This window comes from Pseudomonas rosaeacicularis (assembly GCF_057128745.1).
On the sequence record NZ_JBSKHT010000021.1, the window covers coordinates 22,295 to 46,809 of the forward strand.

The following is a 24,515-nucleotide window of genomic DNA, read 5'->3' on the forward strand; positions in this document are numbered from 1 at the left end:
GAGTGAACGTTTTATGGGCTTGCTTGCATCATTGGCCGTGCCGGTCTTACTGTCCATGGTTGAAAGCACTGGTCGAACCAGTTTGTTTTCCAGATAAAAGCGGCATTGCCGTTTAACTTGATTTAAAACAATAAGTTGGTAGCTGCTGGTTGTTTGAGGGTTTTTCGGCGGGCCGGTGGTCATACCAGTTGGAGCGATGATGCAGCACACAACAATTGTCCGGGCGCCTCAGGTTGCCGATGTGGTCAGCGAGCGGATCGAGCGACTGATTGTCGACGGCGTATTGAAAGTGGGCCAACTGCTGCCGTCAGAGCGGCGCTTGACCGAAAAGCTTGGCGTGTCCCGTACGGCCCTGCGTGAAGGGCTCAAATTGCTGCGGGCTCGCGGCATCATCGACACCCATCAGGGCAAAGGCTCGTTCGTTGCGCGCATGGACGGCCTGACTGCGACCTCGCCGTTGCTGCATCTGTTCGGCTCGCAGCCTCGCACGCTGTTCGATCTGTTTGAGGTGCGCAGCCTGCTGGAAGGTGAATCGGCACGGCTGGCGGCGCTGCGCGGCACCGACGCCGATTTTGTGCTGATCACTCGCAGCTATGACGCACTGGTCGCGGCCCATGATCAGGAACTGGACGCATCGAGCCACGCGCGTCTGGATCATGCGTTTCACCTGGCCATTTGCGAGGCCTCGCACAATCCGGTGCTGGTGCAAACCCTGCGCTCGCTGACCGATTTGCTGCTCAACACAGTGTTTGCTTCGGTCAACAACCTGTATCACCGAGAGGCGCAGAAAAAGCAGATCGACCGTCACCATGCCCGGTTGTACAACGCCGTTACCGGCCGCTTGCCGGAGCAGGCGCGCAAGGCCGCCATCGCGCATATCCAGAGCATCTGCGAGAACCTGCGGGAGATCGAGAACGAAGAGCAGCGGCTGGTGCGGGCGACGTTGCGGTTGGAGGGGTGGACTTAAGTCTGAATACGCGTCCTTTTGATCATTCCCACGCTCCGCGTGGGAATGCTTCCACTGACGCTCTGCGTCACCGGCGGGACGCGGAGCGTCTTGGTCGGCGTCAACACGCGGAGCGTGGGAACGATCATCAGATCGGCGATTCCGTCCAGCCTTGACAGTCGTGCTCCAAACCCGCAATTTACGCACTGCGTAATCAGATTCTGAAATATCCCGAACAATAAAAACCAGCGACAGGCAACCGCCGTGGACCTTTTCACTTATTACCGCTCGACCTCCAGCTACCGTGTGCGCATTGCACTGGCGCTCAAGGGCCAGAACGTCAATGCCGTTGCGGTGAACCTGATCCGCGACGGCGGCGAACACCACAAGGCTGATTACCTTGCGATCAATCCCCAGGGCCGTGTACCGGCGCTGCGTCTGGACTCAGGCGACGTCATCACTCAGTCCAACGCCATCATCGAATACCTCGAAGAACGCTACCCCCAACCTGCGCTGCTGCCCCCCGAGCTGATTGCACGTGCCCGACATCGGCAAGTGGCGGCGCTGATCGGCTGCGACATTCACCCGCTGCACAACGTGGCGGTGCTCAATCGATTGCGCGGTCTGGGCCATGACGAAGGCGATGTGGTGGCCTGGATCGGTCACTGGATCAGCGAAGGCCTGACTGCCGTCGAAGCGCTGATCGGCGATGAGGGCTTCTGTTTCGGCCCGGTCGGGCTGGCCGATGTCTATCTGCTGCCGCAGCTATACGCGGCATGCCGCTTCAATGTCGATCTCAGCGCTTTGCCGCGCATTGTTCGCGTTGAGCAGTTGGCGCTTGAGCATCCTGCTTTCCAGCACGCGCATCCAGATGCGCAATCCGATAAGCCGGAGTAACCTTTCCTACATGAAAAGCTTTGGTCTGCAACTCATCTTCGGCGATTTTCTCGCCCGCAGCGTACGGGGCATTCCCTGCGCACCACCCTCTGGACAGTGATATCGGCATCCGCGCTATTCACTTTCCAGGAGCAAGACCATGACCGACCTTTATGAAAACCCGATGGGCCTGATGGGCTTTGAATTCATCGAATTCGCCTCGCCCGTCCCCGGCGCCCTCGAACCTGTGTTTCAGATGATGGGCTTCACCAAAGTCGCCAACCACCGTTCCAAGAACGTGCAGTTGTACCGCCAGGGCGCGATCAACATCATCCTCAATAACGAGCCCCACAGCGAAGCGTCCTACTTCGCAGCGGAGCACGGTCCTTCAGTGTGCGGCATGGCTTTCCGGGTCAAGGACTCGCAAAAGGCCTACAGCCGCGCGCTTGAACTAGGCGCGCAACCCATCGAAATCGCCACCGGCCCGATGGAGCTGCGACTGCCCGCGATCAAGGGTATCGGCGGCGCGCCGTTGTACCTGATTGATCGATTTGGCGAAGGCACTTCGATCTACGACATCGATTTCGTGTTCATCGAAGGCGTGGATCGCCATCCCGAGGGCGCTGGCCTCAAGTTTATCGATCACCTGACTCATAACGTCTATCGCGGGCGCATGGCTTATTGGGCGAACTTCTACGAGAAGCTGTTCAATTTCCGCGAACTGCGCTACTTCGACATCAAGGGCGAGTACACCGGCCTGACGTCCAAAGCCATGACCGCACCGGACGGCATGATCCGCATCCCGCTCAATGAGGAGTCGTCCAAGGGCGCGGGGCAGATCGAGGAGTTCTTGATGCAGTTCAACGGCGAGGGCATTCAGCACGTGGCCTTCTTCACCGAAGACTTGATCAAGACCTGGGATGCGCTGAAAGCCATCGGCATGCGTTTCATGACTGCGCCGCCGGAGACCTATTACGAGATGCTCGAAGGGCGCCTGCCAAACCATGGCGAGCCCGAAGATGAGCTAAAAGCCCGTGGGATTCTGCTCGACGGCACGTCGGAAGGCGGCACACAGCGGTTGTTGCTGCAGATATTCTCGGAAACCCTGATGGGCCCGGTGTTTTTCGAGTTCATCCAGCGCAAGGGCGATGACGGTTTTGGCGAAGGCAATTTCAAGGCGCTGTTTGAATCGATCGAGCGAGACCAGGTGCGGCGCGGGGTCCTGACCGCAGATTGAAGCGCGCCTAAGTCCTGTAGGAGCCAACTTGTTGGCGAAGCAGACACCGCGGGGTGTCAGGGAGAACGCCTGGCGAACAAGTTCGCTCCTACAGGTTCGAGGGCATTTCCCCGCCCATCCGTTCGCTGACGGCTCGAGCGGTTTCCAATAACCTGCGAGCCGCCAGCACCTGCTTTTCCCCCGTCAACACCGACGCGGAGCCCACCACGGTCACCACCCCCGCCAACGTGTTGCCCAGGGTAAATACCGGCGACGACACTGCGTTAACCCCAGTCATCAACATGCCCTGAATCTGGTGCACCCCATTGCTGCGGATTTCCTTGATGTGCGCCTGGACTTCTTTTACTTGCGACGAGCTGAGCGACGACGACTCAGACTCCCGCAACGATGCCGTCTCGCTGGACGACAAAAAGCTCTCGAACACCAGCCCGGTAGACGAACTGAGCAACGGCAACACCGAGCCGATCTGCGTCACCAGTGTGACGGCGCCCAAGGATTTCTCGACGTAAACCACAGTCGGGCCCTTGTTGCCCCACACCGCCAGAAAGCAGGTTTCGTTGAGTTCATCGCGCAGGTTTGCCAGTTGCGGTGCGGCGATCTTCAACACGTCTAGTTGACTCAAGGCCGCGAGCCCGACCTGCAATGCCGAGCGGCCCAGCGCGTAATGGTTGTTCAGTGGGTTCTGTTCGGCGAAACCGCTGTCCACCAGCGCCTGCAGATAGCGGTGAACCTTGCTCGCCGGCATGCCCACGTATTCGGCCAATTTCGACAGCGAGGTCGAGGGCGCCAGGTCCGCCAGCGCCTTGAGAATGCCGACGCCGACTTCAGCGGACTGCACTTTCTGCGCACGTGCGCCTACAGGGCTTGGGGAATTATCGGTCATGGGGAGGGGCGCCGGTCTGAGAAGGCTGCTTTATAGCTTGACCCTCTCACAAACTCAAATTACGTTATGCGTAATCGATTTACGGTAATGCTACGTACCCCCTGTAGGAGCGAGCTTGTTCGCGAGGCAATGTCCTTGGCGACAAAGATTCAACAACGGTAATGGCCCCTCGCGAATAAATTCGCTCCTACAGGGGCGGCGCTGAATCCATAAGAACAAGAGGTCAAGATGTCCACAGCACAGGCGCCCGACGCCCTGACGTACCAGAGCGGTTTCGGTAATCAGTTCAGCAGCGAGGCCATTCCTGGCGCGCTGCCGGTGGGGCAGAACTCCCCGCAACGCCATCCCCTGGGCCTTTACGCCGAGCAATTCTCGGGCACTGCGTTCACCGTTCCCCGCAGCGAAGCCCGGCGCACCTGGCTATATCGCATCCAGCCATCGGCCAGTCACCCTCACTACCAGCGCCTTGAAACCCAGATCCGCGGCCAGCAACAGGGCTCTATCACGCCGAACCGCCTGCGCTGGAATGCTTTCGATATCCCCACGCAATCCACTGACTTCATCGACGGTTTGATCGCCCTGGCCAGCACCTCGGCTGCGGATCAGGCCGAAGGCGTCAGCGTGTATGTTTATGCCGCCAATGCCTCGATGCAGCGCGCGTTTTTCAATGCCGACGGCGAGTGGCTGATCGTGCCGCAACAAGGTCGATTGCGTATCGTCACCGAGCTCGGCGTGCTGGACATCGAGCCGCAAGAGATTGCCGTGCTGCCTCGAGGCCTCAAGTTCAGCGTCCAGCTCAAGGATGGCAATGCGCGTGGCTACATTTGCGAGAACCACGGCTGCGCTCTGCGCCTGCCTGATCTGGGGCCGATTGGCAGCAACGGGCTGGCTAACCCACGAGATTTTCAGGCGCCCGTCGCCCACTATGAAGACAGCACACAGCCAACCGTGCTGGTGCAGAAATTTCTCGGCGAGCTGTGGGCCACGACCTTGCCTGGCTCACCGTTCGACGTAGTGGCGTGGCATGGCAACAACGTGCCGTACAAATATGATCTGCGCCGCTTCAACACCTTGGGCACGGTCAGCTATGACCATCCCGACCCTTCGATTTTCACCGTGCTGACCTCGCCGAGTGCAAGCCACGGCCAGGCCAATGTGGATTTCGTGATCTTCCCGCCGCGCTGGATGGTGGCCGAAAACACCTTCCGTCCGCCGTGGTTTCACCGCAACCTGATGAACGAATTCATGGGCCTGATCGAGGGCGCCTACGATGCCAAGGCCGAGGGCTTCATGCCCGGCGGCGTGTCGTTGCACAACTGCATGAGCGCCCACGGGCCGGACAACGCCACCGCCGAAAAGGCCATGGCCGCCGAGCTCAAGCCGCACAAGATTGAGCAGACCATGGCGTTCATGTTCGAGACCGGCAAAGTGCTGCGTCCCAGCCGTCATGCCCTTGAATGCCCGCAGCTGCAAAGCGATTACGACGCGTGCTGGAACGGCATCGCCAGAACCTTCAAACCTTTGGATTCGGATAGCCAACGATGAACACTTCCACACACCTGCGCAGTTGGGTGGTTTCGGCCAATGATCACCCGGATTTCCCGTTGCAGAACCTGCCCTTTGGCGTCTTCAGCCATGGCAATGCGAGCAAGCGAGGCGGGGTGGCCATCGGCGACAAGGTTTTCGATCTGCAAGTGGCACTGGACGCTAGCCTGTTCCAGGGAATCGCGCGCCTGGCCGCCGAAGCCGCCAGCCGTGATCAGCTCAATGACTTCTTCGCGTTGGGCGCGTCGGCTCGTCAGGCACTGCGCGCAGATCTGCTGCACCTGCTGGATGCAAAAAGTCCTCAGCGCGAGCGCTTGCAGGTGATGGGTGAATCGCTGTTGCGGCCCATGGCAGAGTGCCAAATGCACCTGCCGGCCAAAGTCGGTGATTACACCGATTTTTACGTGGGCATTCATCACGCCACTAACGTCGGCGTACTGTTCCGGCCGGACAACCCGCTTCTGCCCAACTACAAGTATGTGCCGATTGCTTACCACGGCCGCGCCTCAACCCTGTGCGTTTCGGGCACGCCGGTTAAACGCCCGAGCGGCCAAACGCTCGCGCCTGGCGCTGAAGTGCCGACGTTCGGACCGAGCAAGCGGCTGGACTACGAGCTGGAAGTCGGGGTGTGGATCGGGCCGGGCAACGAAGCGGGTGAGCCGATTGCGATCGCTGATGCGGGTCAGCACATCGCCGGTTTCTGCCTGCTCAACGACTGGTCTGCCCGTGACCTGCAAGCCTGGGAATATCAGCCGCTGGGGCCGTTTCTGTCCAAGAGCTTCGCCACCACGCTCTCACCCTGGGTAGTGACTGCCGAGGCCCTCGCGCCTTTTCGCAGTGCGCAACCGCAGCGTCCTCAAGGTGATCCGGCGCCGTTGCCGTATCTGTTCAACGCCGATGACCAAGGTAACGGCGCACTGGACGTCGAGCTTGAGGTATTGATCCAGACCGCCCAGATGAAAGATCAGGGCTTGGCGCCGTATCGGCTGGGCTTGAGCAACACACTGAATATGTACTGGACGGTGGCGCAGATGGTCACGCACCACAGCGTCAACGGATGCAAGCTGCAGGCGGGGGATGTGTTTGGCACCGGGACCCTGTCAGGACCAGAGCCCGATCAATTGGGCAGCCTGCTGGAAATGACCCAAGGCGGGAAACGTCCCATTGAGCTACCGACCGGCGAGACCCGCACATTTTTGCAGGCGGGCGATGAAGTGATCCTGAAAGCTCGCTGCCACAGGGAAGGGCAGGTCAGCATCGGCTTTGGTGAATGCCGGGGTGTGATCGTCGGTTGATTGGAACCTCTGTAGGAGCGAACTTGTTCGCGAGACGGTGAGCCAGACAATCTGCGTCGCCTGGCTCGCCAACAAGTTGGCTCCTACAGTGAGCCTTGGCTAAATCCGGCAACCAACGACCCGCTCCTGGGCAAAAATCTGCCTTGGCGCTGACCCTGCGCTTTACCGTCGGCATAACTCAAATGCCCATTCACCCACACGCGGTCGATGCCTTCAGCGGCGCGTTGTGGGTCTTTGAAGTCCGCCACATCGCGCACGGTTTCAGGATCGAACAACACCAGATCCGCCCAATACCCCTCACGAATAAACCCACGCTCGTGCAGGCCAAAACGGCTGGCGGTCAGCCCGGTCATCTTGTGCACGGCGGTGTGCAGCGCAAACAATCCCAGATCACGACTGAAATGCCCCAATACCCGAGGAAACGCTCCCCAAAGGCGCGGGTGCGGAAACGGGTCTTCGGGCAGGCCGTCTGAACCGATCATCGACAGCGGATGTTTCAAAATATTCTGTACGTCGTTTTCATCCATACCGTAGTACACCGCCCCAGCCGGTTGTAGCGTGCGGGCGGCGTCGATCAGCGAAACGCCCCAATCGGCGGCGATCTCTTTCAGGTCTCGACCCCCCTGGTCAGGATGCGGCGTTGACCACGTGATGGTGATACGGAACGCATCAGTGACCTGCTTCAAATCCAGCGTCGACGAACTGGCGGCATACGGATAGCAGTCACAACCCACAGGATGATCCAGCGCAGCCTTTTCCAGTGACGCCAACAGCTGCGGGCTGCGACCCCAATTGCCGGCGCCCGCGCATTTGAGGTGCGAGATCACCACCGGCGATTTTGCATGTCGGCCGATGACAAATGCCTCGTCCATCGCGTCCAGTACCGGCTCGAACTCGCTGCGCAAATGGGTGGTGTACACCGCGCCGAATGCGGTCAATTCTTCGGCCAGTTGCTTGACTTCATCGGTCTTAGCCGAGAACGCCGAAGCGTAGGCAAGCCCGGTAGACAGACCCAGCGCGCCAGCCTCAAGGCTGTCGCGCAATTGTTCGCGCATGGCAGCAATTTCATCGGGTTTGGCGGTGCGCAACAGGTCATCCAGATGATTACTGCGCAGGGCGGTATGACCGATCAGCGCAGCGACGTTGACCGCCGGCCGCGCGTTGTCGACGGCGGCTGCGTAATCGCTGAAGCGCGGGTAGGAAAATGCTTTGGCCGGGCCGAGCAGATTCATCGGATCAGGCGGCTCACCTTTGAGCGTCACCGGCGAGGCGCTGATGCCGCAGTTGCCGACGATCACCGTGGTCACCCCTTGGGTGATCTTGGGCAGCATTTCCGGTTTGCGTATCACCACCGTGTCGTCGTGGGTGTGCACATCAATGAAGCCTGGCGCCAGAACGCGTCCCGCCGCGTTGATTTCCTCAGTTGCAGACACGCCGTCCAGGCTGCCGATGCGCTGGATGCGGCCGTCACGGATCGCCACGTCAGCGCGAAAGGCCGGGGCGTCGCTGCCATCAATCACCTGGGCGTCACGAATGATCAGGTCATAAAGCATGATTCAGTCTCCGAGCGGCAGGCCGTCTTCGCCGCCGCGATAATCATCGAGCGCCAGTTTGATCCGCCGCAGACGCTCCTGATTTTCCTCGGGGGCCTTTAGCGCCAGTTCCGTGGCGAGCACATCGATGGTCAGCAGCATGCCGTAGCGTGCGGCTGTGGGTTTGTAGATGAAATTGGTTTCGGCGATCTGCAACGGCAGCACCACATCCGCCAGTCGTGCGAGTGGGGATTTGGGCAAGGTGATCGCGAGGATTTTCGTGCCGTAGCTGCGAGCGAGCTTCAGCGCATCCAGCAGTTCCGGCGTCCGCCCGGTGAGCGAGCAAGCAATGATCGTCTGCGCAGGCCCAAGCGTGGCCGAAATCAGGCGCATCATCACCGGATCGCGGCTGGCGGCGATCGGATAGCCCAGGCGCACCAGGCGGGTTTGCAGTTCTTCGCTGCACAAGCTGGAGCAGCCGCCCATACCGAAAGCGTGGATCATCTTCGCCTGGGTCAGCAGGGTGACGGCCTGGGCAAAGCGCGATTCGTCGAAGCCTGCCAAGTGCTGACGCAGGGTGGCTTCGATGTCACCGACGATCTGGGTGAAAAACGCCGACTGCTCCGGCGCCCGTTCAGGGTTAAGGAAGCGATTGCCGACGCCACTGGCCTGAGCCAATTGCAGGCGCAGGTCACGAAGGTCGCGGCAGCCGATGCTGCGGGCGAAGCGCGACAGGGTAGCGCTGCTGACTTTCGCCTGCGTGGCCAGATCATCGAGGCTGGCGCTGGCGGCGAACGCCGTGTCGCTGAGGATCAGTTTGGCAATTCGCCCTTCGCCTGCGCTGAACGAGTCCTGGCGCGCGCGGATCTGGTAAAGGATGTCCACTCAGAGCACCTGTGCCAGACCAAGGGTCAGGGCGAACGCGATGATCGAAATCAGCGTTTCCAGCACTGTCCAGGTCTTGAAGGTTTGCGCCACGGTCATGTTGAAGTACTCCTTGATCAGCCAGAAACCGCCATCGTTGACGTGGGAAAAAATCACCGACCCTGCACCCGTCGCCAGCACCAACAGTTCGGGATGTGGATAGCCCAGGCCGAGTGCAACGGGCGCCACGATGCCCGAAGAGGTGGTCATCGCCACAGTAGCGGAGCCAGTCGCGACCCTCATCAGCGCCGCGAACAGCCAGCCCATCAGCAGCGGCGACAGGTGAAAATCCTGCGCCAGCCCGACGATTTCGTTGGTGACACCGCTGTCCACCAGAATCTTGTTCAAACCGCCGCCTGCGCCCACCAACAGCGTGATGCTGGCGGTTGGCGCCAGGCATTCGTTGGTGAATCTGAGGATCGAATCGCGGTTGAAGCCCTGGGCAATGCCCAGCGTCCAGAAGCTTAGCAACGTCGCCAGCAGCAGGGCGATGACCGAGTTGCCGATGAACAGCAGAAAGCTGTTGAACACGCTGCCAGGCGTGCTGATGAGGTTGGCCCAGCCGCCCAACAGCATTAACACCACAGGCAGCAGGATGGTGGCCATGGTCAGGGCGAAACTCGGCAGTTTCTCGCGGGGTTCGCGGTCGAGAAACTGCTTGGCCAGCGGGTTTTCATCGGCCAGTTGAATGCGCGGCACGATGAATTTGGCGTAAAGCGGGCCGGCGATGATCGCGGTCGGGATGCCGACGAGAATGGCGTAAAACAGCGTTTGCCCCACCGAAGCGCCATAGGCCTGTACCGCCAACATCGCGGCAGGGTGCGGTGGCACCAGGGCGTGTACCACGGAAAGCCCCGCGACCATTGGCAGGCCGACCATCAGGATCGATACCCCGACTCGCCGCGCTACCGTAAAAGCAATCGGCACCAACAGCACGAAGCCGACTTCGAAAAACAGCGGCAAGCCCACCAGAAACGCGATGCAGACCATGGCCCAGTGCGCGTTACGTTCGCCAAAGCGATCGATCAGCGTGCGCGCCACCTGCTCGGCGCCGCCCGATTCGGCCATCATTTTGCCGAGCATGGTGCCTAGAGCCACCACCAGCGCGATGTGGCCGAGGGTTTTGCCGACACCCGCTTCGTAGGACGCGACCACGCCAGTGGCGGGCATCCCTGCAACCAAGGCCAGTCCGACGGAAATCAGGGTGATAACGACAAAGGGGTTGAGGCGATACCGGGCGATCAAGACGATCAGCGCGATGATCGCCACGGCGGCGTAGATCAGGAGTGACAGGCCAGAGGAGGGCGGCATTTTTGTTATCCCTGTTTTCGTGATGGAAATTAACTTACACGAAACAGGATAAATATTACAAATTATGAAATATATTTACGTGCGTTGGAGCGAGGCTTGCCCGCGAAGCTGTGACTAGGTGTGCCAGACAAATTACAGACTCAGCTTCGCGGGCAAGCCTCGCCGGCAAATCTGCATCACTGCGCACTAAACCGCTCCCGATAGGCCTGGGGCGTGACGGACACGGTGCGCATGAAACTACGGCGCAGGGTTTCTTCGGTGCCGAAGCCGCAGCGATCGGCGATGCGTTTGATGGGCAGGGCGCTGTCACCGAGCAATCGGCGTGCGGCTTCAACCCTCAATTGCTCGATGGCGCGCGCGGGGGTGTTGCCGGTGTGGGCGCGATAATGGCGGACAAAACTGCGCTCGCTCATCCCCACATGAGCGGCGAGAACCCCGACTGACAGTTCGCTGGCCAGATTGTCGAGAATCCACGCATGCAGATCCGCGAAGCGGCTGTCGTTGTTGCGCGTGGCCTGCTGCATCGACAGCGCGGTACTGAATTGCGACTGACCGCCTGGCCGCTTTAAAAACACCACCAAATCCTGCGCCACGGCCAGGGCGATGTTTCGACCCAGATCTGCCTCCACCAGTGCCAGCGCCAAATCGATGCCGGCCGTCACGCCTGCCGACGTCCAGAGCGCGCCTTCGTTGATGAAGATCGGTTCCGGATCGACTTGGACCTTTGAATAGCGCTGCGCCAGCGTGTCGCAACTGTCCCAATGCGTCACCACGCGATGGCCGTCGAGCACGCCGGCCTGCGCCAGCATGAAAGCCCCCGTGCACACCGACGCAACGCGCCGGGCGGTGCTTGCCTGTTCGCGCACCCAGCGCACCAGTTGCTCGTCCTGCAGCGCGGTATGAACGCCCCAACCGCCAGCGATGATCAGCGTGTCCGAGGTCGACGATGGCAATGGAAAGGTCAGCAGTCCCAGCCCGGCCGACGACATCACGCTGCCCGGCTGGGTGGAAATCACGCTGGGCGCATACGCAGCAGGCTGGCCCAGGCGCACGGCTTGCACATTGGCTGAAGCGAATACCTGCAGCGGCCCGGCCACGTCTAGCAACTGCACGTTGGGAAACGCGAGGATGTGAACGGCTTTCGGTGTCTGAGGCATGGGCAGACCTGTGTTTGATGGTTGGCGTGATTTGTGGGTATTATGGCGTATCCGCCAGAGCGTATTTGGCTAGAGTGGGTTCGTCCACAGGCGCAACCACTCCTACAGGGAGCGTGCCTTTCCAGATACGAATTCATTGGAGTACCCCCATGACCCTGCACATCGGCATCCTGCTGTTTCCCAACGTCCAGCAGCTGGACCTCACCGGGCCTTACGATGTTTTTGCCACCATGCCGGGCGTCTCCGTGCATTTACTGTGGAAAGAACTGGCGCCGGTGATTTCGAGCACGGGGTTGCTGCTGATGCCCACCCGCACATTTGCCGGTTGCCCGCCGCTGGACGTGATCTGCGTACCGGGAGGCGTGGGCGTCGATGCGCTGATGGAAGATGCCGAGACGCTGGATTTCATCAAGCAGCAGGCGGCGACCGCCCAGTACGTCACCTCGGTTTGCACCGGCGCGCTGGTGCTGGGTGCTGCGGGTCTGTTGCAAGGACGGCGCGCTACCACTCATTGGGCTTCACACAGTTTGCTTGAAAGTTTCGGGGCGATCCCGGTCAACGAACGTGTGGTGCGTGATGGCAACCTGATGACCGGTGGCGGCGTGACGGCGGGTATCGACTTTGCGCTGACGCTGGTCAGTGAGCTGTTCGATCCGGAAAAAGCGCAGCTCATTCAGCTGCAACTGGAATACGCCCCGGCGCCGCCTTTCGATTCAGGCCGCCCCGACAGCGCATCGGCCAGCGTGTTGGCCACCGCCACCGAGCGTGCAACACCTGGATTGAACGCGCGTCGGGCGATTGTTGAACGGGTGGCGGCGGGCAAGATTACACACAGCGCTGCCAGTTGATGCGATGACCCTGTGGGAGCGGACCCGTCTGCGAATGCGGTAGTCCTGACGACGAAAATGTAGCGGACCTGACGGCCTCTTCGCGGACAGGTCCGCTCCCACGGGTTATGCGTTTTGTCACGCGGCTAGGTCCTCGTTGGAGCGAGGCTTGCCCGCGAAGCTTTTTTTACCACTACAAGTCTTTGGCCTGTACCGGCTTATTCGCCGTCAGCCCTAGTGCGCAGCTTTCTTGATCTCATACCAGCACAAAAACATGTCCAGCGCCGATTCGACCACCGACACCTGCTTTTCAGGCGGCAGCAGCGGCTCGTTCAGGGTGACTTGTGGCCAGAAGGCGAAAGCCTTGAGCAAGGCATGGATCTGATAAGCGGCAAACCCCGGCTCCACCTCCTTCAAGCGACCGTCCTGCTGGGCAGCGCGAATCCATACGGTGAACGATTCTTCACGCTGGTTGAGCCGGTTGACCCAGGTCTGCGCGCGATCCGGCGAGTGGATGGTCGCACCAATCGCCACACGGGCCAGATCAATGAAGTTGCTGTCGCTGAGGGTTTTCATCTTGGACTTGAGCATTTCCCGCAGTTGGTCGCGCAGGGGGACATCTGTGCGATATGACGCATCCGGTTGACCGCTGGCGTTGGTCCACAGGCGCTGCAGAATTTCCGAAAACAGCTCTTCTTTACTCGGGAAGTGGTTGTACACCGTGCGCTTGGACACCTCGGCCCGGGCCGCGATGCGGTCCATGCTGGTGATCTCGAAACCGTTGTCACGGAACTCTGCAATCGCGGCGAGGACGATGGATTCACGTTTTCGGTCAGTCAGGCGCAGGGGGGCAGTCATCAATTTCACTTCAAGGAAAATTACACTCGGCAGTTTACTTGTGATTGTGTTTGATGCAAGCTAGAAACTACACTGTGTAGTGTAAAAACCGGTTACATCTTCTTGCTTACTTCTTCCCGACGTATGCAACATCCTGCAAAGCGTTCGCCCCTTGCACACTCTCCAACCGTTCCACTGGAGTCAGCACCCATGGCCTTGACCGAAAATCGAAATGACGTCACCTCGTTGCCTGTCCTGTCCCGGCACGAGGGGCGCTACAGCAATCACAAACCGATGAACCGACTGGGCTTTTTCAAAACCCTGCGCATTTTCTGGAACTCGGTGGTTAACAAGCCACGCCATACCCGGCCGGCGGGGGAGATTCCGGTGCTGCCGTTATCGCGTCAGCAACTGCTGGCGGCGCCGAACAACACGGTTTACCGCCTCGGCCATTCCACCGTTCTGCTCAAACTGCGCGGTCAGTACTTTCTCACTGATCCGGTGTTCGCCGAGCGCGCATCGCCGGTGCAATGGGCCGGGCCACAGCGCTTTCACCAGCCGCCGATCAGCCTGCAAGACCTGCCGCCGCTCAAGGCGGTGATCCTCTCGCACAACCATTACGATCACTTGGACCACATGACTATCCAGGTGCTGAAGGACAAAACCGAACATTTCATCACCCCGATTGGTGTGGGCGATACGTTGATCGAGTGGGGCGTGCCGGCTGAAAAGGTCCAGCAACTCAACTGGTGGCAATCCACCGAAATTCACGGGATTCGCTTCGTCGCAACACCGGCGCAGCATTTCTCGGGGCGTACCTTGCGCGATGGCAACCAGACGCTGTGGGCGTCGTGGGTGATCATCAACGATCAGCAGCGGATTTTCTTCAGCGGCGACACCGGTTATCACAGCGGCTTTAAAGTGATCGGCGAGCAATACGGGCCGTTCGATCTGACGCTCATGGAAACCGGTGCGTACAACGTCGATTGGCCGGACGTGCACATGCAGCCCGAAGAGACGTTACAAGCGCATCTGGATCTGCGCGGAAAGTGGTTGCTGCCCATTCACAACGGCACGTTCGACTTGGCGATGCACGCATGGCATGAGCCGTTCGATAGAATTCTGGCCCTGGCCTGGGAGCGCAGCGTCTCCATCACCACACCGCAGATGGGACAGCCGTTTTACGTGGACTACCCTAACCGCGGTGAAACCTGGTGGACCCAGGTGGAAAGCGTGGCTGACGAGAACTCACGGGCTGCAGCGCCCGCCAAAAGGCGCATCTGTATGGGCCGATGCACGGCCCGTCAGGCCCAAGCCGATAATTGAAGAACAATAGCCCCGGCACCGCTATTCGTGGTTCGCGGGGTTATTTTCATCGTCAGGATCCTTGGGTGAACGCGGCCTCGGGTGTTCTCCCTGCTCGTTCAGTTGCTTGTGTTTTTCGCCCACACTGCCAGCATTTTCCGGCTTGTGGTCGAGGTCTTCGCGGTCTGATTCTTGTTCGTTCATGTGCTTGTCCTTGGTCAGAAGTGAAAGGTCATTCGCCGCTCAGTTAGCCAACGCCTTAATCAACATCAGTGCTTCATTCAGAAACAGCGGCTGTTTCATGCGCTCGGCCAGCATGGCCATTTCCCGCTCCCGCTCGCAGGCCACGACGGCAGCCACGACGCCCTGTTTGCACAGCAAGGCGAGGAAGTCGAAAGTCTCTGGTTCACCCAGATAAATGATGTCGTCCCACTGCTCGGCGTGCCCCAGATAATCCAGGCGTTTGCCAAAGTGAAAGGTCCAGAAGAAAGGCACGTTCAGGTAACGCTCATCGCCACCGAGCATGTTGCTGGCGGCGATTCGCGCCTGTTGTTGCGCCAGGCGCCAGTGTTCGATGCGCAGTGGTACGGCGTTGAGCTCAAAGGTGGCGATGTCACCCGCAGCCCATAAATCCTGAGTAACGCGCATGCCGCTATCGACCTTTAGCGATCCATCCTTTTCCAGCGACACGCCGTCGGTAAATTGGGTGGCAGGGTCAACGCCAATGCCGATCAACGCGACGTCCACGGCAAGCTTTTCTCCGTTGCTCAGCATGGCGTATTTCAGCGGGTCACCCGCCTGATCACTCTCGAAATGACTGACCTCCACGTGGGTGCGGAACAGCACGCCGTTTGCCTCGTGCAACGTCCTGATCGCTCGGCCGATGCGTTCGCCAAATTGAGCAATAAAAGGGGTTTCATGGCGGGCAAGCACGGTGACCGATACGTTGTTCTTGCGCAGGGCGGAAGCGGCTTCGAGCCCGATGAAACTGTCACCGACGATTAACGCATGGGCGCCCGGCGTCGCTTTTTCGAGAATCTGCCTGGCGTCGTCTCGCTGGCGCAGGGTCACGACCTGCGGCAGTTCAGAGCCGATCAGCGGCAGGGTGCGGGGCTCGCCACCGGTTGTCACCAGCGCTGCGTCGTAGTCGAAGCGTCGACCGTCAGCGATGAACACACGCTTGTTCACCACGTCCAGTTTCATCACTTCGCCCCACACCCGTTCGATGTGCTGATCCTGATAAAAACTATCCTCGCGAATGGCTGGGATTTCGTCTGGTTTTACGTCGGCGGCGAGCACAAATTTGCTCAGGGCGGTGCGGTCATAACCGGGCTCGCGTTCGCGATCGATCAACAGCAAACGACCATTGAAGCCCTTTTCCCGCAATGCGCTGGCGGCTGCGGTACCGGCAGCGCCTGCGCCAATGATGACAAAACAGCGATCGTCTTTCTCGAGTGTCGGCGTGGGTTTTGGCAGCGCTTGATCGTCAACGTGAACCTGGCCGTTGATCAAATGCGTGGCGTAGCGTGTGAGGGAATCGAGGGCAGGAGGTTCGCACAGGCTGCCGTCGTTAATTGCAAACTCGGCCTTGTGCCAGGGGCAGATCAAATGACCGTTGCATACAGCGCCATCAGCCAACGGGGCCCCGGCGTGGGGGCACTCGGCCTGGTAGGCGAAGACTTCATCGCCTGCCCGAAGGAGCAGGATTTTGGTATCGCCAATTTCAACCTGAAAGCCACGATCTTCACGAAGATCAGCCAGTTCAGCGACTCGGTGCAGAGGCATATAAGTGTCCTTATTGGCTTTCTGTTGTGAGTCGGCGGGCGATGCGGAGGTTCAGAGAGATTGATGATCGATACCGATTCAGGCGTCTTGAGCGTGCGTTAAATCTTATCCATTGCTCTATAGGAGCTGACGAGCCGCGCGAGGCTGCGATGCAATTTGTTTGACACTCCGCAATCGCAGCCTTGCGGTGCTCGTCAGCTGCTACAGGTATCGCGTCTGCCGGTTGAGTCGCGTGTTCGCCCGGAGTATGCCTAATGGGACGTTCGAATCGCGCTTCTGCCCGCAGGGCGTAGGAGCCTGGCTTGCCGGCGATCGGGCGCGAAGCGGTCGTATTCCATTCAAACCGCGCACGCCAAGACGGATCAGCGCACCAATCCCAGCCGCTCATGCCAGTCGGCAATCGACTCCTCAGGAAAGTGCTCGAATTGCTTGTCGTCCGGTCCGGCCTGAACCTCGACCCAGGATGCCTTGGAGTCCAGCAGCAAATGGGTGTGTTCGGGTGGCGTTGGCAGCGGCGTATCGATGGCGGAGGCGAAAGGGTGGATCAGCTCCGGCCACTCCGGACTGAACAGCCACAGCGCACTGGCGCAGTGTTTGCAAAAGTGCCGCTCTGCGCTGCTGGTGTGCACTGGATGATCGCCGTCGCGCATTTTCGCGTGGTAAATGGAGATGCTCGCTTTGCCTTTGATCTTCAGGCTTTTGGCATCGCCTCCCAGATTGATGGCGTAACCGCCCCCGCCCTGAGTCTTGCGACAGATCGAGCAGTAACAGCGTTGGTAGGGGTAGGGGTGGGCGCTGTTGAGACTGAACTCTACCTCGCCGCAATGGCATGAACCTTCCAGATGCATGGCGTTATCTCCTGTTGGGTCACTGAAATCGTCTTTCACAGCTTCTAGACCACGGATTGCCCGTACAAGTCCGCTCATGCGGCTTTGGCTGAATTTCAGACCCGGCGCATACACCCGCCGTAGGAGCGCGCTTGCCCGCGATGACGCCGGTGCATTCAATACGGGCCCATAGCCTGGACCCAGAATTCGCGGGCAAGCGCGCCCCTACTGTTCCGTGGCCTGGCCTGACAGCCTTGAAGCCTTCACTTGCCTGGACCCGTCCCCGGCTTGCATGATTCGCCACGACTAATAATACCGGGCGGGCTGAACTCGCCGATCAGACAGGTGGACGCAAATGGATTATGTGAATCGCGATTTCAGCAGTTGGCTAGCCGCTCCGGGCCACAAAGCCTGGTTGGCGCGGGAGGGCGAGCGGCTGCTGGCATTTGCCAAGGCTGCTCAGCTGCCTGAAGGCTTCGGTAATCTTGATGACCACGGACGGCTGCCTGCCGACGCGATCGCCGAAACCATGAACACCGCCCGCATGACTCACAGTTTCGCCATGGCCCACATCAACGGACTGCCCGGGTTCGCAGCCCTTGTCGATCACGGCGTGGCTGCATTGGCCGGGCCGCTGCGTGATGCCGAGCATGGCGGCTGGTTCGCCAAACCGCTCGCGCACAGCACTGACACCGGCAAAGCCGCCTATCTGCACGCGTTCGTTGCATTGGCCGCAAGCTCTGCAGTCGTCGCCAAACGGCCCGGTGCTCAGGCGCTACTGGAACAAGCCATCCAGGTCATTACTCAACATTTCTGGAGCGAAGACGAAGGCACGATGCGTGAATCCTTTGCCCGCGACTGGAGCGACGAGGAAGCCTATCGCGGCGCCAACAGCAACATGCACAGCACCGAGGCGTTTCTCGCGCTGGCCGATGTGACCGGCAACGCGCAGTGGCTGGACCGTGCGCTGCGCATCGTTGAGCGGGTGATTCATCAGCACGCGGCGGGCAACAATCATCAGGTGATCGAGCATTTCAGCGCGCAGTGGCAGCCGGAGCTGGAATACAACCACGACAAACCCGACGACGCATTCCGCCCCTACGGCACCACGCCCGGGCACGCGTTTGAGTGGTCCCGCCTGGTGCTGCATCTGGAGGCGGCGCGGCAGAAAGCCCAATTGCCCACGCCCTCTTGGTTACTTGAAGACGCGCGTGGGTTGTTCGAAAACGCCTGCCGGTTTGGCTGGGATGTGGATGGCGCACCCGGCATCGTCTATACCCTGGATTGGGAAAACCGCCCGGTTGTGCGCCATCGTCTGCACTGGACCCACGCCGAAGCGGCCGCTGCCTCGGCCGCCTTGCTGCAGCGCACCGGCGAGGAACAGTATGAAACCTGGTATCGAGTGTTCTGGGAGTTCAACGAAACGCTGTTCATCGATCGTGAAGCGGGCAGCTGGCGCCACGAGCTGAACCCGCAGAATCAGCCCAGCGCCGACATCTGGCCGGGCAAACCTGATCTGTACCATGCCTACCAGGCGACGCTGCTGCCAATGTTGCCACTGGCGCAAAGTCTGGCCACGGCGTTGGCGAGGTTGGCATGATCACGTTGATCGAATTCATTGCCGGCTTTGAAACGTCTCCATTGTCCGAATGGGCCGCGCTGGAGCCTTGGGAACTGGTGACAAAGGCCCCCGAAATCGTGGCGCAGTTGTTAAAGGAACTGCCTCAGGATGATTTCGAGATTCGCGGCGACATAGCCATTCACAAAACAGCGACCGTGGAGGCGGGCGCTGTGCTCAAAGGCCCATTGATCCTTGGCGCACGATGTTTTGTCGCGTCCGGCGCCTACCTGCGCGGTGGTTGCTGGGTGGGCGAGGGCTGCACGTTCGGGCCGGGCGCAGAGCTCAAGACGTCTTTTGTGTTCCCTGGCACCAAGCTTGCGCACTTCAACTTCGTTGGCGATTCGGTACTGGGTTCGGGAGTTAATCTGGAAGCGGGGAGCATCGTCTGCAACTACCGAAACGAGCGCGACGACAAGCAAGTTCAGGTGCGGATCAATGGCAACCTTGTGGGGACAGGGTGCGACAAGTTCGGCGCGTTGATCGGCGATCAATCACGGATTGGCGCCAATGCCGTGTTGGCACCGGGCGCTATTCTTCAGCCAGGATCGATCGTTCGCCGAGCGACACTGTTCGACGCTGAAGACCCGGCAGACTGACTCTGTTCATGCAGGAGCCGACAAGCGGAGCGAGGCTGCGATGCAATTTCGCTGAAAGACCGCGTCGCAGCCTCGCTCCGATCGGCAGCTCCTACAAAAGCAGTGTTTATCCATTCCCGCGCTTATCGGCGGTCAGGCCATCCGTTCTGTGACACGAATCACCTGTTTGGCGATGAAGGCGCCCGTCACGATCACGCCGAACAAACGCAGGGTCTGCATGGCAAGCACAAACCCGACGTCCGAGTGTGTGTCGATGGCGATGATCGCCATAGCGTCGAGGCCGCCGGGGCTGGTGGCCAGATACACCGAGAGGAAGTCCTTGCCCATCAGGTCGGCGATCACCCAGGCCGACAGCGCGCAGAGCAATATCAGCAACAGTGATCCGAAGATCATTGCTGGCAAACGGCGCCATACATACCGGATGGTGCCGCGATCGAAACGCAGCCCGATGTAACCACCGATTGCGCCATAGGCCACCGCCAGCAGCCAGGATGGCATCGTGATTTGCAGCCACCCGCTCAACTGCAGCGCGCCGCCCAGCAACAGCGGCACCAACAGAGCGCCGGCGGGTATCTTCGCTCCCAAGGTGACGCCTACGACAATCACCAACAGGGTCAGGCCCAGACTCAACAGATTGAGTGCTTGAACCCCGACAACGGCACTGTGTGCATCAGTGCCGCCGCCGTCGACGCCCAACACCCGGCTGACCAGCGCACCGACCATCACCACACACACCACACGCACGTACTGCATGGTCGCAACGACCCGAGAGTCGGCGCCGTAGTCCTCGGACATCGAGACCATCGCCGACGCCGCCCCAGGCGAAGTGCCCCAGGCTGCAGTGCTGCCCTGAATGCCGCCCCAGCGGGCCAGGCCGATCCCGACCAACGCGCTCAGCGCAACGGTCAGCACCGTCGCGAACACCATGACATGCCACGACTGCAGCGCCGTCAGCAACACTGCCATCGTCATCGAATGCGCCACCAGCACACCGACTGCGCCTTGGCCCAGACGGAAAGCGTGCTTGTTCATGCGGATCGAGGCACCGCTGACACCAAACCCGATCGCCACCAGCATGGGCCCGAGAAACAGCGCGGCTGGGACGTTGAAGTGTTTGAAGAGTTGGCCGGCAGCGCCAGCAAGAAGAATGAGCAACGACCATTGCAGAAGAGGGTGCAAGCTTTCCAGCGAAAACGAAGAGGGGCGTGACAACGAGGATCTCCAGAGCATGGGCTGTTTCCCTTGTGGGCTATTCCCGAGAGAAGGGCCATTCAAGGCGCCTTCAGCCAGGCAAGTATCGACAGTCCAATCGATCAAGTCTATTTTCTAATAGTCATGAATTGATAACTTTGGTTGATATATGGACCTGCGAGACCTCACTTATTTTGAAACCATCGCTGAACTGGGCCATCTCGGTCGTGCTGCCGAGAAGCTCAATCGCAGTCAGCCGGCGCTGACCAAGAGCATTCAACGCCTTGAAGAATCGTTCGGCACCAAGCTTTTTCAGCGTGACGGTCGGCGGATCAAGCTCACCCCGGTGGGTGAATTGCTTCAGGCGCGCGGCAAGGTGCTGCAGCAGAGCATTGCTCAGACCCAGCGCGAGGTGCGCGATTTCGCCAGCGGCGCAGTGGGCAACATTCGTCTGGGATGCGCGGCAACCATGGCCGAATATCTGCTGCCCGAACTCACCAACGCCCTGCTCAAGCGAGGGCCCGATCTGACGTTGAAACTGGTGATCGGTCAGGACGACATGTTGCGTGAGCAGCTGCGGTCCGGGCAGCTGGACATGATTATTTGCGCACAACTGTTGGATGACGTTGAGTTTGTGGGGCATCCGATTTTGACGGATGAAGCGGTAGTCATCGCCAGCCGTAACCACCCCATCTTCAAAACGCCATTTCAAATGAGCGACCTGTGCCAATACCGCTGGGTACTGCCGCCCGTCAGTGTGTCTTCGCGCAAGTGGGTGGACGAAGCATTTGCGGCCAACAATTTGCCGCTGCCGGTGGTGCAGGTTGAAGCCAATTCCATTTCTCTATTGCCGCGTTTGATTGCGCAGACCCGCTTGTTGAGCTTCATCGCCCGGGAAACCCTTGAATACGGCAAGAACATGCAGCACTTGCGTGAGGTGCCTTTGAAGCAAACCACTATGAGCCGAACCATTTGTGTGAGCGTACGACGTGAGGGTTATCTTTCGCCCGCGGCTCACGCCATGGTGCAAATGCTGCGTGAAAGCAGTGGTGAGTTTTTCCGATGGACCTGAGGCCGGGCATTTTTTTCTAACGCTGGGTGCGTTAGCCTGCGGGTAAATCCTCAATCATTGGAGAGCGCGTCAATGCAACTACAGCCAACCTTGCCGTCTGATCTGAACCTGATGGCGCTGCTCGCCAGCAGCGAGGTCGAAGACGACCAACACTTCGGCGGTGATCAATCGCCGCTCAATGATTCCGACGCAGATGAAGACAGCGATCCCGAGGGCGAGCTCGATCTGAGTGACTTGCGTCTCGACGAGTTCGGCGATGCAGACAAGCTGGATATCGGTTCTGCCTCTTTGGGTTAAGAACGGGAGGGGGGCACAGACCCTGTAGGAGCGAATTTATTCGCGAGGCGATACTCGCGGCGACCACGACATTGATCCAACCGCCGTCTCGCGAATGAATTCGCTCCTACAGATGATCTTCGCTATCTCACTGCCCCAGCAAATACCTCGATAACCCTTCGACCCCCACCTCGACGCTGCTACTGCTACCAGCCCATGTACACGCCAGCATCAGATTGCGCGGCAGTCTGAAATCCTCCACCTGAAAACCCCATTCATCCAGGCCCTGTGAATCGTGGGGGACGATCTCCAGCAGCGCGCTGTTCGATTCGAAATACGCCCACACCGGTTTACCCAGCGCGACGGCCATGCCGACTTCAAACGCGGTGCCCGAGTCTGGTTCATACCCTCGAAACAGATTGAGATTGGCGAGCACCGCATCGCAACGCCGGATCATGGCAATGTTGGCGTCGCAGATCAGTTTTGCTGTCAGCTGCGGCATGGCGGCGGGCGGCACGTCGTTATCGAAGGGGTAAAGCCCTTCCAGGCCATGGGCTTCACACAGGGATTTCAAGTAGCGGCCGTGCTCTACAGCATCGGTGCGAAACACGTCGAATCCCGCCAGATAAATGAGCGGCGGTATGGGCTGGTTCATGGCAATTCCTTGAGCGAGTGCATGGCGCAGATTCTAACGCCGGACCGAGGCGCCGTTGATCGGTCGATGCGTCAGCAGACGTAGGAAAGGGCTGGAATCTGTACGGATAAACAGTATCCTGACGCCTTTCCTCAATCGGCTTATGACATTTCCCGTGAGCAGTTCGCCCCTCGACAACCCTTTCTATTATCTGGAGAACTTTCGCCAGGTACTGGACTGGATTACCCAGCGTTACTCCGACTTGCTGAACGAGGAAGAGCGCGCGTTCATTGCCGACTTCGCCCTGTTGCCGCAGCCGGCTCAGGCGTTGCTGGTGCGAATGGTCATGCGCAAGGGCACCTTGTTCCGCGCCAGCAAACTGGATTACCCGGAAATCGGCGATGTCCGACTGGCAGTGTTGCCCCTACTGGCCTGTGGCTGGGTCGATTCGCGACCACCGCTTGACCTCAATGAGCTGTTTCACCTACTGCGCAAGGCCGAGTTGAGCCAGTGTTTCACTGCACACGCCATCAAGAGTTCCGAAAAAAAGGCCGATCTGCTGGAGCGGCTGCTCCCGCATTACCCGCACTCTCAAGCGCTGGAGCACTGGTTCTGCGAGTTTGACGAGGTCATTTTCGGGCTCAAGGTCATGCCGATCTGTGACCGTTTGCGTTTGCTCTACTTCGGCAATCTCTATCAAGAATGGTCTGAGTTTGTTCTGGCGGATCTTGGTATCTACCGTTATGAAAAAGTCGAGTTTTGCGCTGCGTCCCGGGCGATCAGTCAGCGCGCCGATATTGACGTTTGCATAGAGATGCACGCCTGTCGCCAAGCGCTGGATGAGGGCCTGACGCTTGAAGATCTGGCCCGGCGGGCTCTTTCGATCAGTACGCAAAACCCATGGCTTTCAATGCGCCGGGCCAAGCTGCTTTTCCAGATCGGTCAGCAGGCCGAGCGTCAGCAGGACTGGTCGATGGCGTTGAGTGTGTACGAGCAGTCCAATTACCCCGGCGCTCGGGTCCGTCGCATTCGTGTGCTGGAACGCAGCGAAGCCTATGTCGAGGCCATGTCGCTGGTGGAACAGGCCCAGGCAGGCCCGGAAAATGACGCCGAAACTCAACACTTACTCAGGGTTGCTCCGCGCTTGTTGCGCAAGCTTGGTGGCCCCGTGACACGGCGACGGGCTACCCGGGTCGTGGACCGGCTCGATCTGAGCGTCACGCCGCTGCCCGATTCAAGTGTCGAGCGCATGATTGCGCAGCACTTGATGCAAGAGGACGGGGAGGTGCATTACGTCGAGAATGCGCTGATCAACTCACTGTTTGGTCTGCTGTGTTGGCCGGCGATTTTTGCGCCGTTGCCGGGGGCGTTTTTCCATCCATTTCACAGCGGGCCGAGCGATCTTTACAGTCCGGATTTTTATGAGCGCCGCGCCGCGTTGTTCGATGAGTGCCTGGCGCTGCTGGATGATGATCGCTACAAACAGCTGATCGGCGAGCACTACGTCAGCAAGTTTGGCCTGCAGTCACCTTTCGTGTTCTGGGCTGCGTTGAAACCTGAGTTGCTGGAGCAGGCGTTGCATTGCCTGCCAGCGGCGCATCTCAAGCTTTGGTTTCGTCGGTTGTTGCAGGACATCAAAGCCAATCGCACGGGGATGCCGGACTTGATCCAGTTTTTCCCGGACCAGCAGCGCTACCGGATGATTGAGGTCAAGGGCCCGGGTGATCGCCTGCAGGACAACCAGCTGCGCTGGCTGGATTTTTGCGCCGAGCACGGGATGCCGGTGGTGGTGTGTTATGTGAAGTGGGCTGAAGATGAGGCGTTGGCAAGCTGAGCGT

Annotated in this window: 23 protein-coding genes; 12 read left to right on the top strand and 11 right to left on the bottom strand. The window is 59.6% G+C overall.

Features of this window, described 5'->3' with window-relative positions; all coding sequences use genetic code 11:
- The first annotated feature begins 199 nt into the window (after window positions 1-199).
- The 3 genes from glcC to hppD all read left to right on the top strand — a co-directional run bounded on the left by glcC (window position 200) and on the right by hppD (window position 3,059).
- Window positions 200-967: a transcriptional regulator GlcC gene (gene glcC, locus ACWKWM_RS24565; protein WP_483848602.1), complete on the top strand. Its 768-nt coding sequence runs from the start codon at window positions 200-202 to the stop codon at window positions 965-967.
- Window positions 968-1,210: 243 nt separating this feature from the next.
- Window positions 1,211-1,843: a maleylacetoacetate isomerase gene (maiA, locus tag ACWKWM_RS24570; protein WP_483848603.1), complete on the top strand. Its 633-nt coding sequence runs from the start codon at window positions 1,211-1,213 to the stop codon at window positions 1,841-1,843.
- Window positions 1,844-1,982: 139 nt separating this feature from the next.
- Window positions 1,983-3,059, top strand: coding sequence for a 4-hydroxyphenylpyruvate dioxygenase (gene hppD / locus ACWKWM_RS24575; RefSeq protein ID WP_483848604.1), 1,077 nt, complete (start codon window positions 1,983-1,985; stop codon window positions 3,057-3,059).
- Between the two features lie 88 nt (window positions 3,060-3,147).
- On the opposite strand, the gene ACWKWM_RS24580 is transcribed toward hppD, so the two are convergent.
- Window positions 3,148-3,942, bottom strand: coding sequence for an IclR family transcriptional regulator (locus tag ACWKWM_RS24580; RefSeq protein WP_483848605.1), 795 nt, complete (start codon window positions 3,940-3,942; stop codon window positions 3,148-3,150).
- A gap of 228 nt (window positions 3,943-4,170) precedes the next feature.
- Between ACWKWM_RS24580 and hmgA the strand changes: the two genes are divergently transcribed.
- Both hmgA and fahA read left to right on the top strand, forming a co-directional pair.
- Window positions 4,171-5,487, top strand: coding sequence for a homogentisate 1,2-dioxygenase (gene hmgA / locus ACWKWM_RS24585; protein WP_483848606.1), 1,317 nt, complete (start codon window positions 4,171-4,173; stop codon window positions 5,485-5,487).
- Window positions 5,484-6,782 carry a fumarylacetoacetase gene (gene fahA / locus ACWKWM_RS24590; protein WP_483848607.1) on the top strand — a complete coding sequence of 433 codons (1,299 nt, stop codon included), beginning with the start codon at window positions 5,484-5,486 and terminating at the stop codon, window positions 6,780-6,782. Before hmgA ends, fahA begins: the two co-directional genes overlap by 4 nt.
- A gap of 83 nt (window positions 6,783-6,865) precedes the next feature.
- Here fahA and ACWKWM_RS24595 read toward each other — a convergent pair whose 3' ends face one another.
- The 4 genes from ACWKWM_RS24595 to ACWKWM_RS24610 form a co-directional block, all read right to left on the bottom strand.
- Window positions 6,866-8,335 carry an N-acyl-D-amino-acid deacylase family protein gene (locus ACWKWM_RS24595; protein ID WP_483848608.1) on the bottom strand — a complete coding sequence of 490 codons (1,470 nt, stop codon included), beginning with the start codon at window positions 8,333-8,335 and terminating at the stop codon, window positions 6,866-6,868.
- A gap of 3 nt (window positions 8,336-8,338) precedes the next feature.
- Window positions 8,339-9,199, bottom strand: coding sequence for a MurR/RpiR family transcriptional regulator (locus tag ACWKWM_RS24600; RefSeq protein ID WP_483848609.1), 861 nt, complete (start codon window positions 9,197-9,199; stop codon window positions 8,339-8,341).
- Window positions 9,200-10,549, bottom strand: coding sequence for a GntT/GntP/DsdX family permease (locus ACWKWM_RS24605; protein WP_483848610.1), 1,350 nt, complete (start codon window positions 10,547-10,549; stop codon window positions 9,200-9,202).
- A gap of 176 nt (window positions 10,550-10,725) precedes the next feature.
- Window positions 10,726-11,706, bottom strand: coding sequence for a GlxA family transcriptional regulator (locus ACWKWM_RS24610; protein ID WP_483848611.1), 981 nt, complete (start codon window positions 11,704-11,706; stop codon window positions 10,726-10,728).
- 149 nt (window positions 11,707-11,855) lie between these two features.
- Between ACWKWM_RS24610 and ACWKWM_RS24615 the strand changes: the two genes are divergently transcribed.
- On the top strand, window positions 11,856-12,554 hold the full coding sequence (locus ACWKWM_RS24615; RefSeq protein ID WP_483848612.1) for a DJ-1/PfpI family protein: 699 nt from the start codon (window positions 11,856-11,858) through the stop codon (window positions 12,552-12,554).
- A gap of 213 nt (window positions 12,555-12,767) precedes the next feature.
- Here ACWKWM_RS24615 and ACWKWM_RS24620 read toward each other — a convergent pair whose 3' ends face one another.
- Window positions 12,768-13,391 (bottom strand): TetR/AcrR family transcriptional regulator, encoded by a 624-nt coding sequence (locus ACWKWM_RS24620; RefSeq protein ID WP_483848613.1) that lies wholly within the window; start codon window positions 13,389-13,391, stop codon window positions 12,768-12,770.
- 189 nt (window positions 13,392-13,580) lie between these two features.
- Here ACWKWM_RS24620 and ACWKWM_RS24625 point away from each other — a divergent pair, with 189 nt between their 5' ends.
- Window positions 13,581-14,696, top strand: a complete 1,116-nt coding sequence (locus ACWKWM_RS24625; protein ID WP_483848614.1) for an MBL fold metallo-hydrolase — start codon at window positions 13,581-13,583, stop codon at window positions 14,694-14,696.
- 21 nt (window positions 14,697-14,717) lie between these two features.
- On the opposite strand, the gene ACWKWM_RS24630 is transcribed toward ACWKWM_RS24625, so the two are convergent.
- The 3 genes from ACWKWM_RS24630 to ACWKWM_RS24640 form a co-directional block, all read right to left on the bottom strand.
- Window positions 14,718-14,879: a hypothetical protein gene (locus tag ACWKWM_RS24630; RefSeq protein WP_483848615.1), complete on the bottom strand. Its 162-nt coding sequence runs from the start codon at window positions 14,877-14,879 to the stop codon at window positions 14,718-14,720.
- 39 nt (window positions 14,880-14,918) lie between these two features.
- Entirely contained in the window at window positions 14,919-16,460 is a 1,542-nt protein-coding gene (locus ACWKWM_RS24635; RefSeq protein ID WP_483848616.1) for an FAD-dependent oxidoreductase, read from the bottom strand.
- A gap of 362 nt (window positions 16,461-16,822) precedes the next feature.
- The gene (locus tag ACWKWM_RS24640) at window positions 16,823-17,308 is read right to left on the bottom strand and encodes a GFA family protein (RefSeq protein WP_483848617.1); all 486 of its coding nucleotides are present in this window, start codon (window positions 17,306-17,308) and stop codon (window positions 16,823-16,825) included.
- 334 nt (window positions 17,309-17,642) lie between these two features.
- Between ACWKWM_RS24640 and ACWKWM_RS24645 the strand changes: the two genes are divergently transcribed.
- Complete coding sequence (locus ACWKWM_RS24645) at window positions 17,643-18,887, top strand: D-mannose isomerase (protein ID WP_483848618.1); 1,245 nt, start codon at window positions 17,643-17,645, stop codon at window positions 18,885-18,887.
- Window positions 18,884-19,504, top strand: a complete 621-nt coding sequence (locus ACWKWM_RS24650; protein WP_483848619.1) for an LbetaH domain-containing protein — start codon at window positions 18,884-18,886, stop codon at window positions 19,502-19,504. Before ACWKWM_RS24645 ends, ACWKWM_RS24650 begins: the two co-directional genes overlap by 4 nt.
- Before the next feature lie 132 nt (window positions 19,505-19,636).
- On the opposite strand, the gene ACWKWM_RS24655 is transcribed toward ACWKWM_RS24650, so the two are convergent.
- Complete coding sequence (locus tag ACWKWM_RS24655; RefSeq protein ID WP_483848679.1) at window positions 19,637-20,716, bottom strand: AbrB family transcriptional regulator; 1,080 nt, start codon at window positions 20,714-20,716, stop codon at window positions 19,637-19,639.
- Between the two features lie 148 nt (window positions 20,717-20,864).
- Between ACWKWM_RS24655 and ACWKWM_RS24660 the strand changes: the two genes are divergently transcribed.
- Window positions 20,865-21,767: a LysR substrate-binding domain-containing protein gene (locus ACWKWM_RS24660; RefSeq protein WP_483848620.1), complete on the top strand. Its 903-nt coding sequence runs from the start codon at window positions 20,865-20,867 to the stop codon at window positions 21,765-21,767.
- Between the two features lie 72 nt (window positions 21,768-21,839).
- Complete coding sequence (locus ACWKWM_RS24665) at window positions 21,840-22,064, top strand: hypothetical protein (RefSeq protein ID WP_483848621.1); 225 nt, start codon at window positions 21,840-21,842, stop codon at window positions 22,062-22,064.
- Between the two features lie 127 nt (window positions 22,065-22,191).
- Here the strand turns inward: ACWKWM_RS24665 and ACWKWM_RS24670 are convergent, their stop codons facing one another.
- Window positions 22,192-22,698: a nucleoside 2-deoxyribosyltransferase gene (locus ACWKWM_RS24670; RefSeq protein ID WP_483848622.1), complete on the bottom strand. Its 507-nt coding sequence runs from the start codon at window positions 22,696-22,698 to the stop codon at window positions 22,192-22,194.
- 142 nt (window positions 22,699-22,840) lie between these two features.
- On the opposite strand from ACWKWM_RS24670, the gene ACWKWM_RS24675 reads away from it, so the two are divergent.
- Window positions 22,841-24,511, top strand: a complete 1,671-nt coding sequence (locus ACWKWM_RS24675) for a VRR-NUC domain-containing protein (protein ID WP_483848623.1) — start codon at window positions 22,841-22,843, stop codon at window positions 24,509-24,511.
- Window positions 24,512-24,515 lie beyond the last annotated feature (4 nt).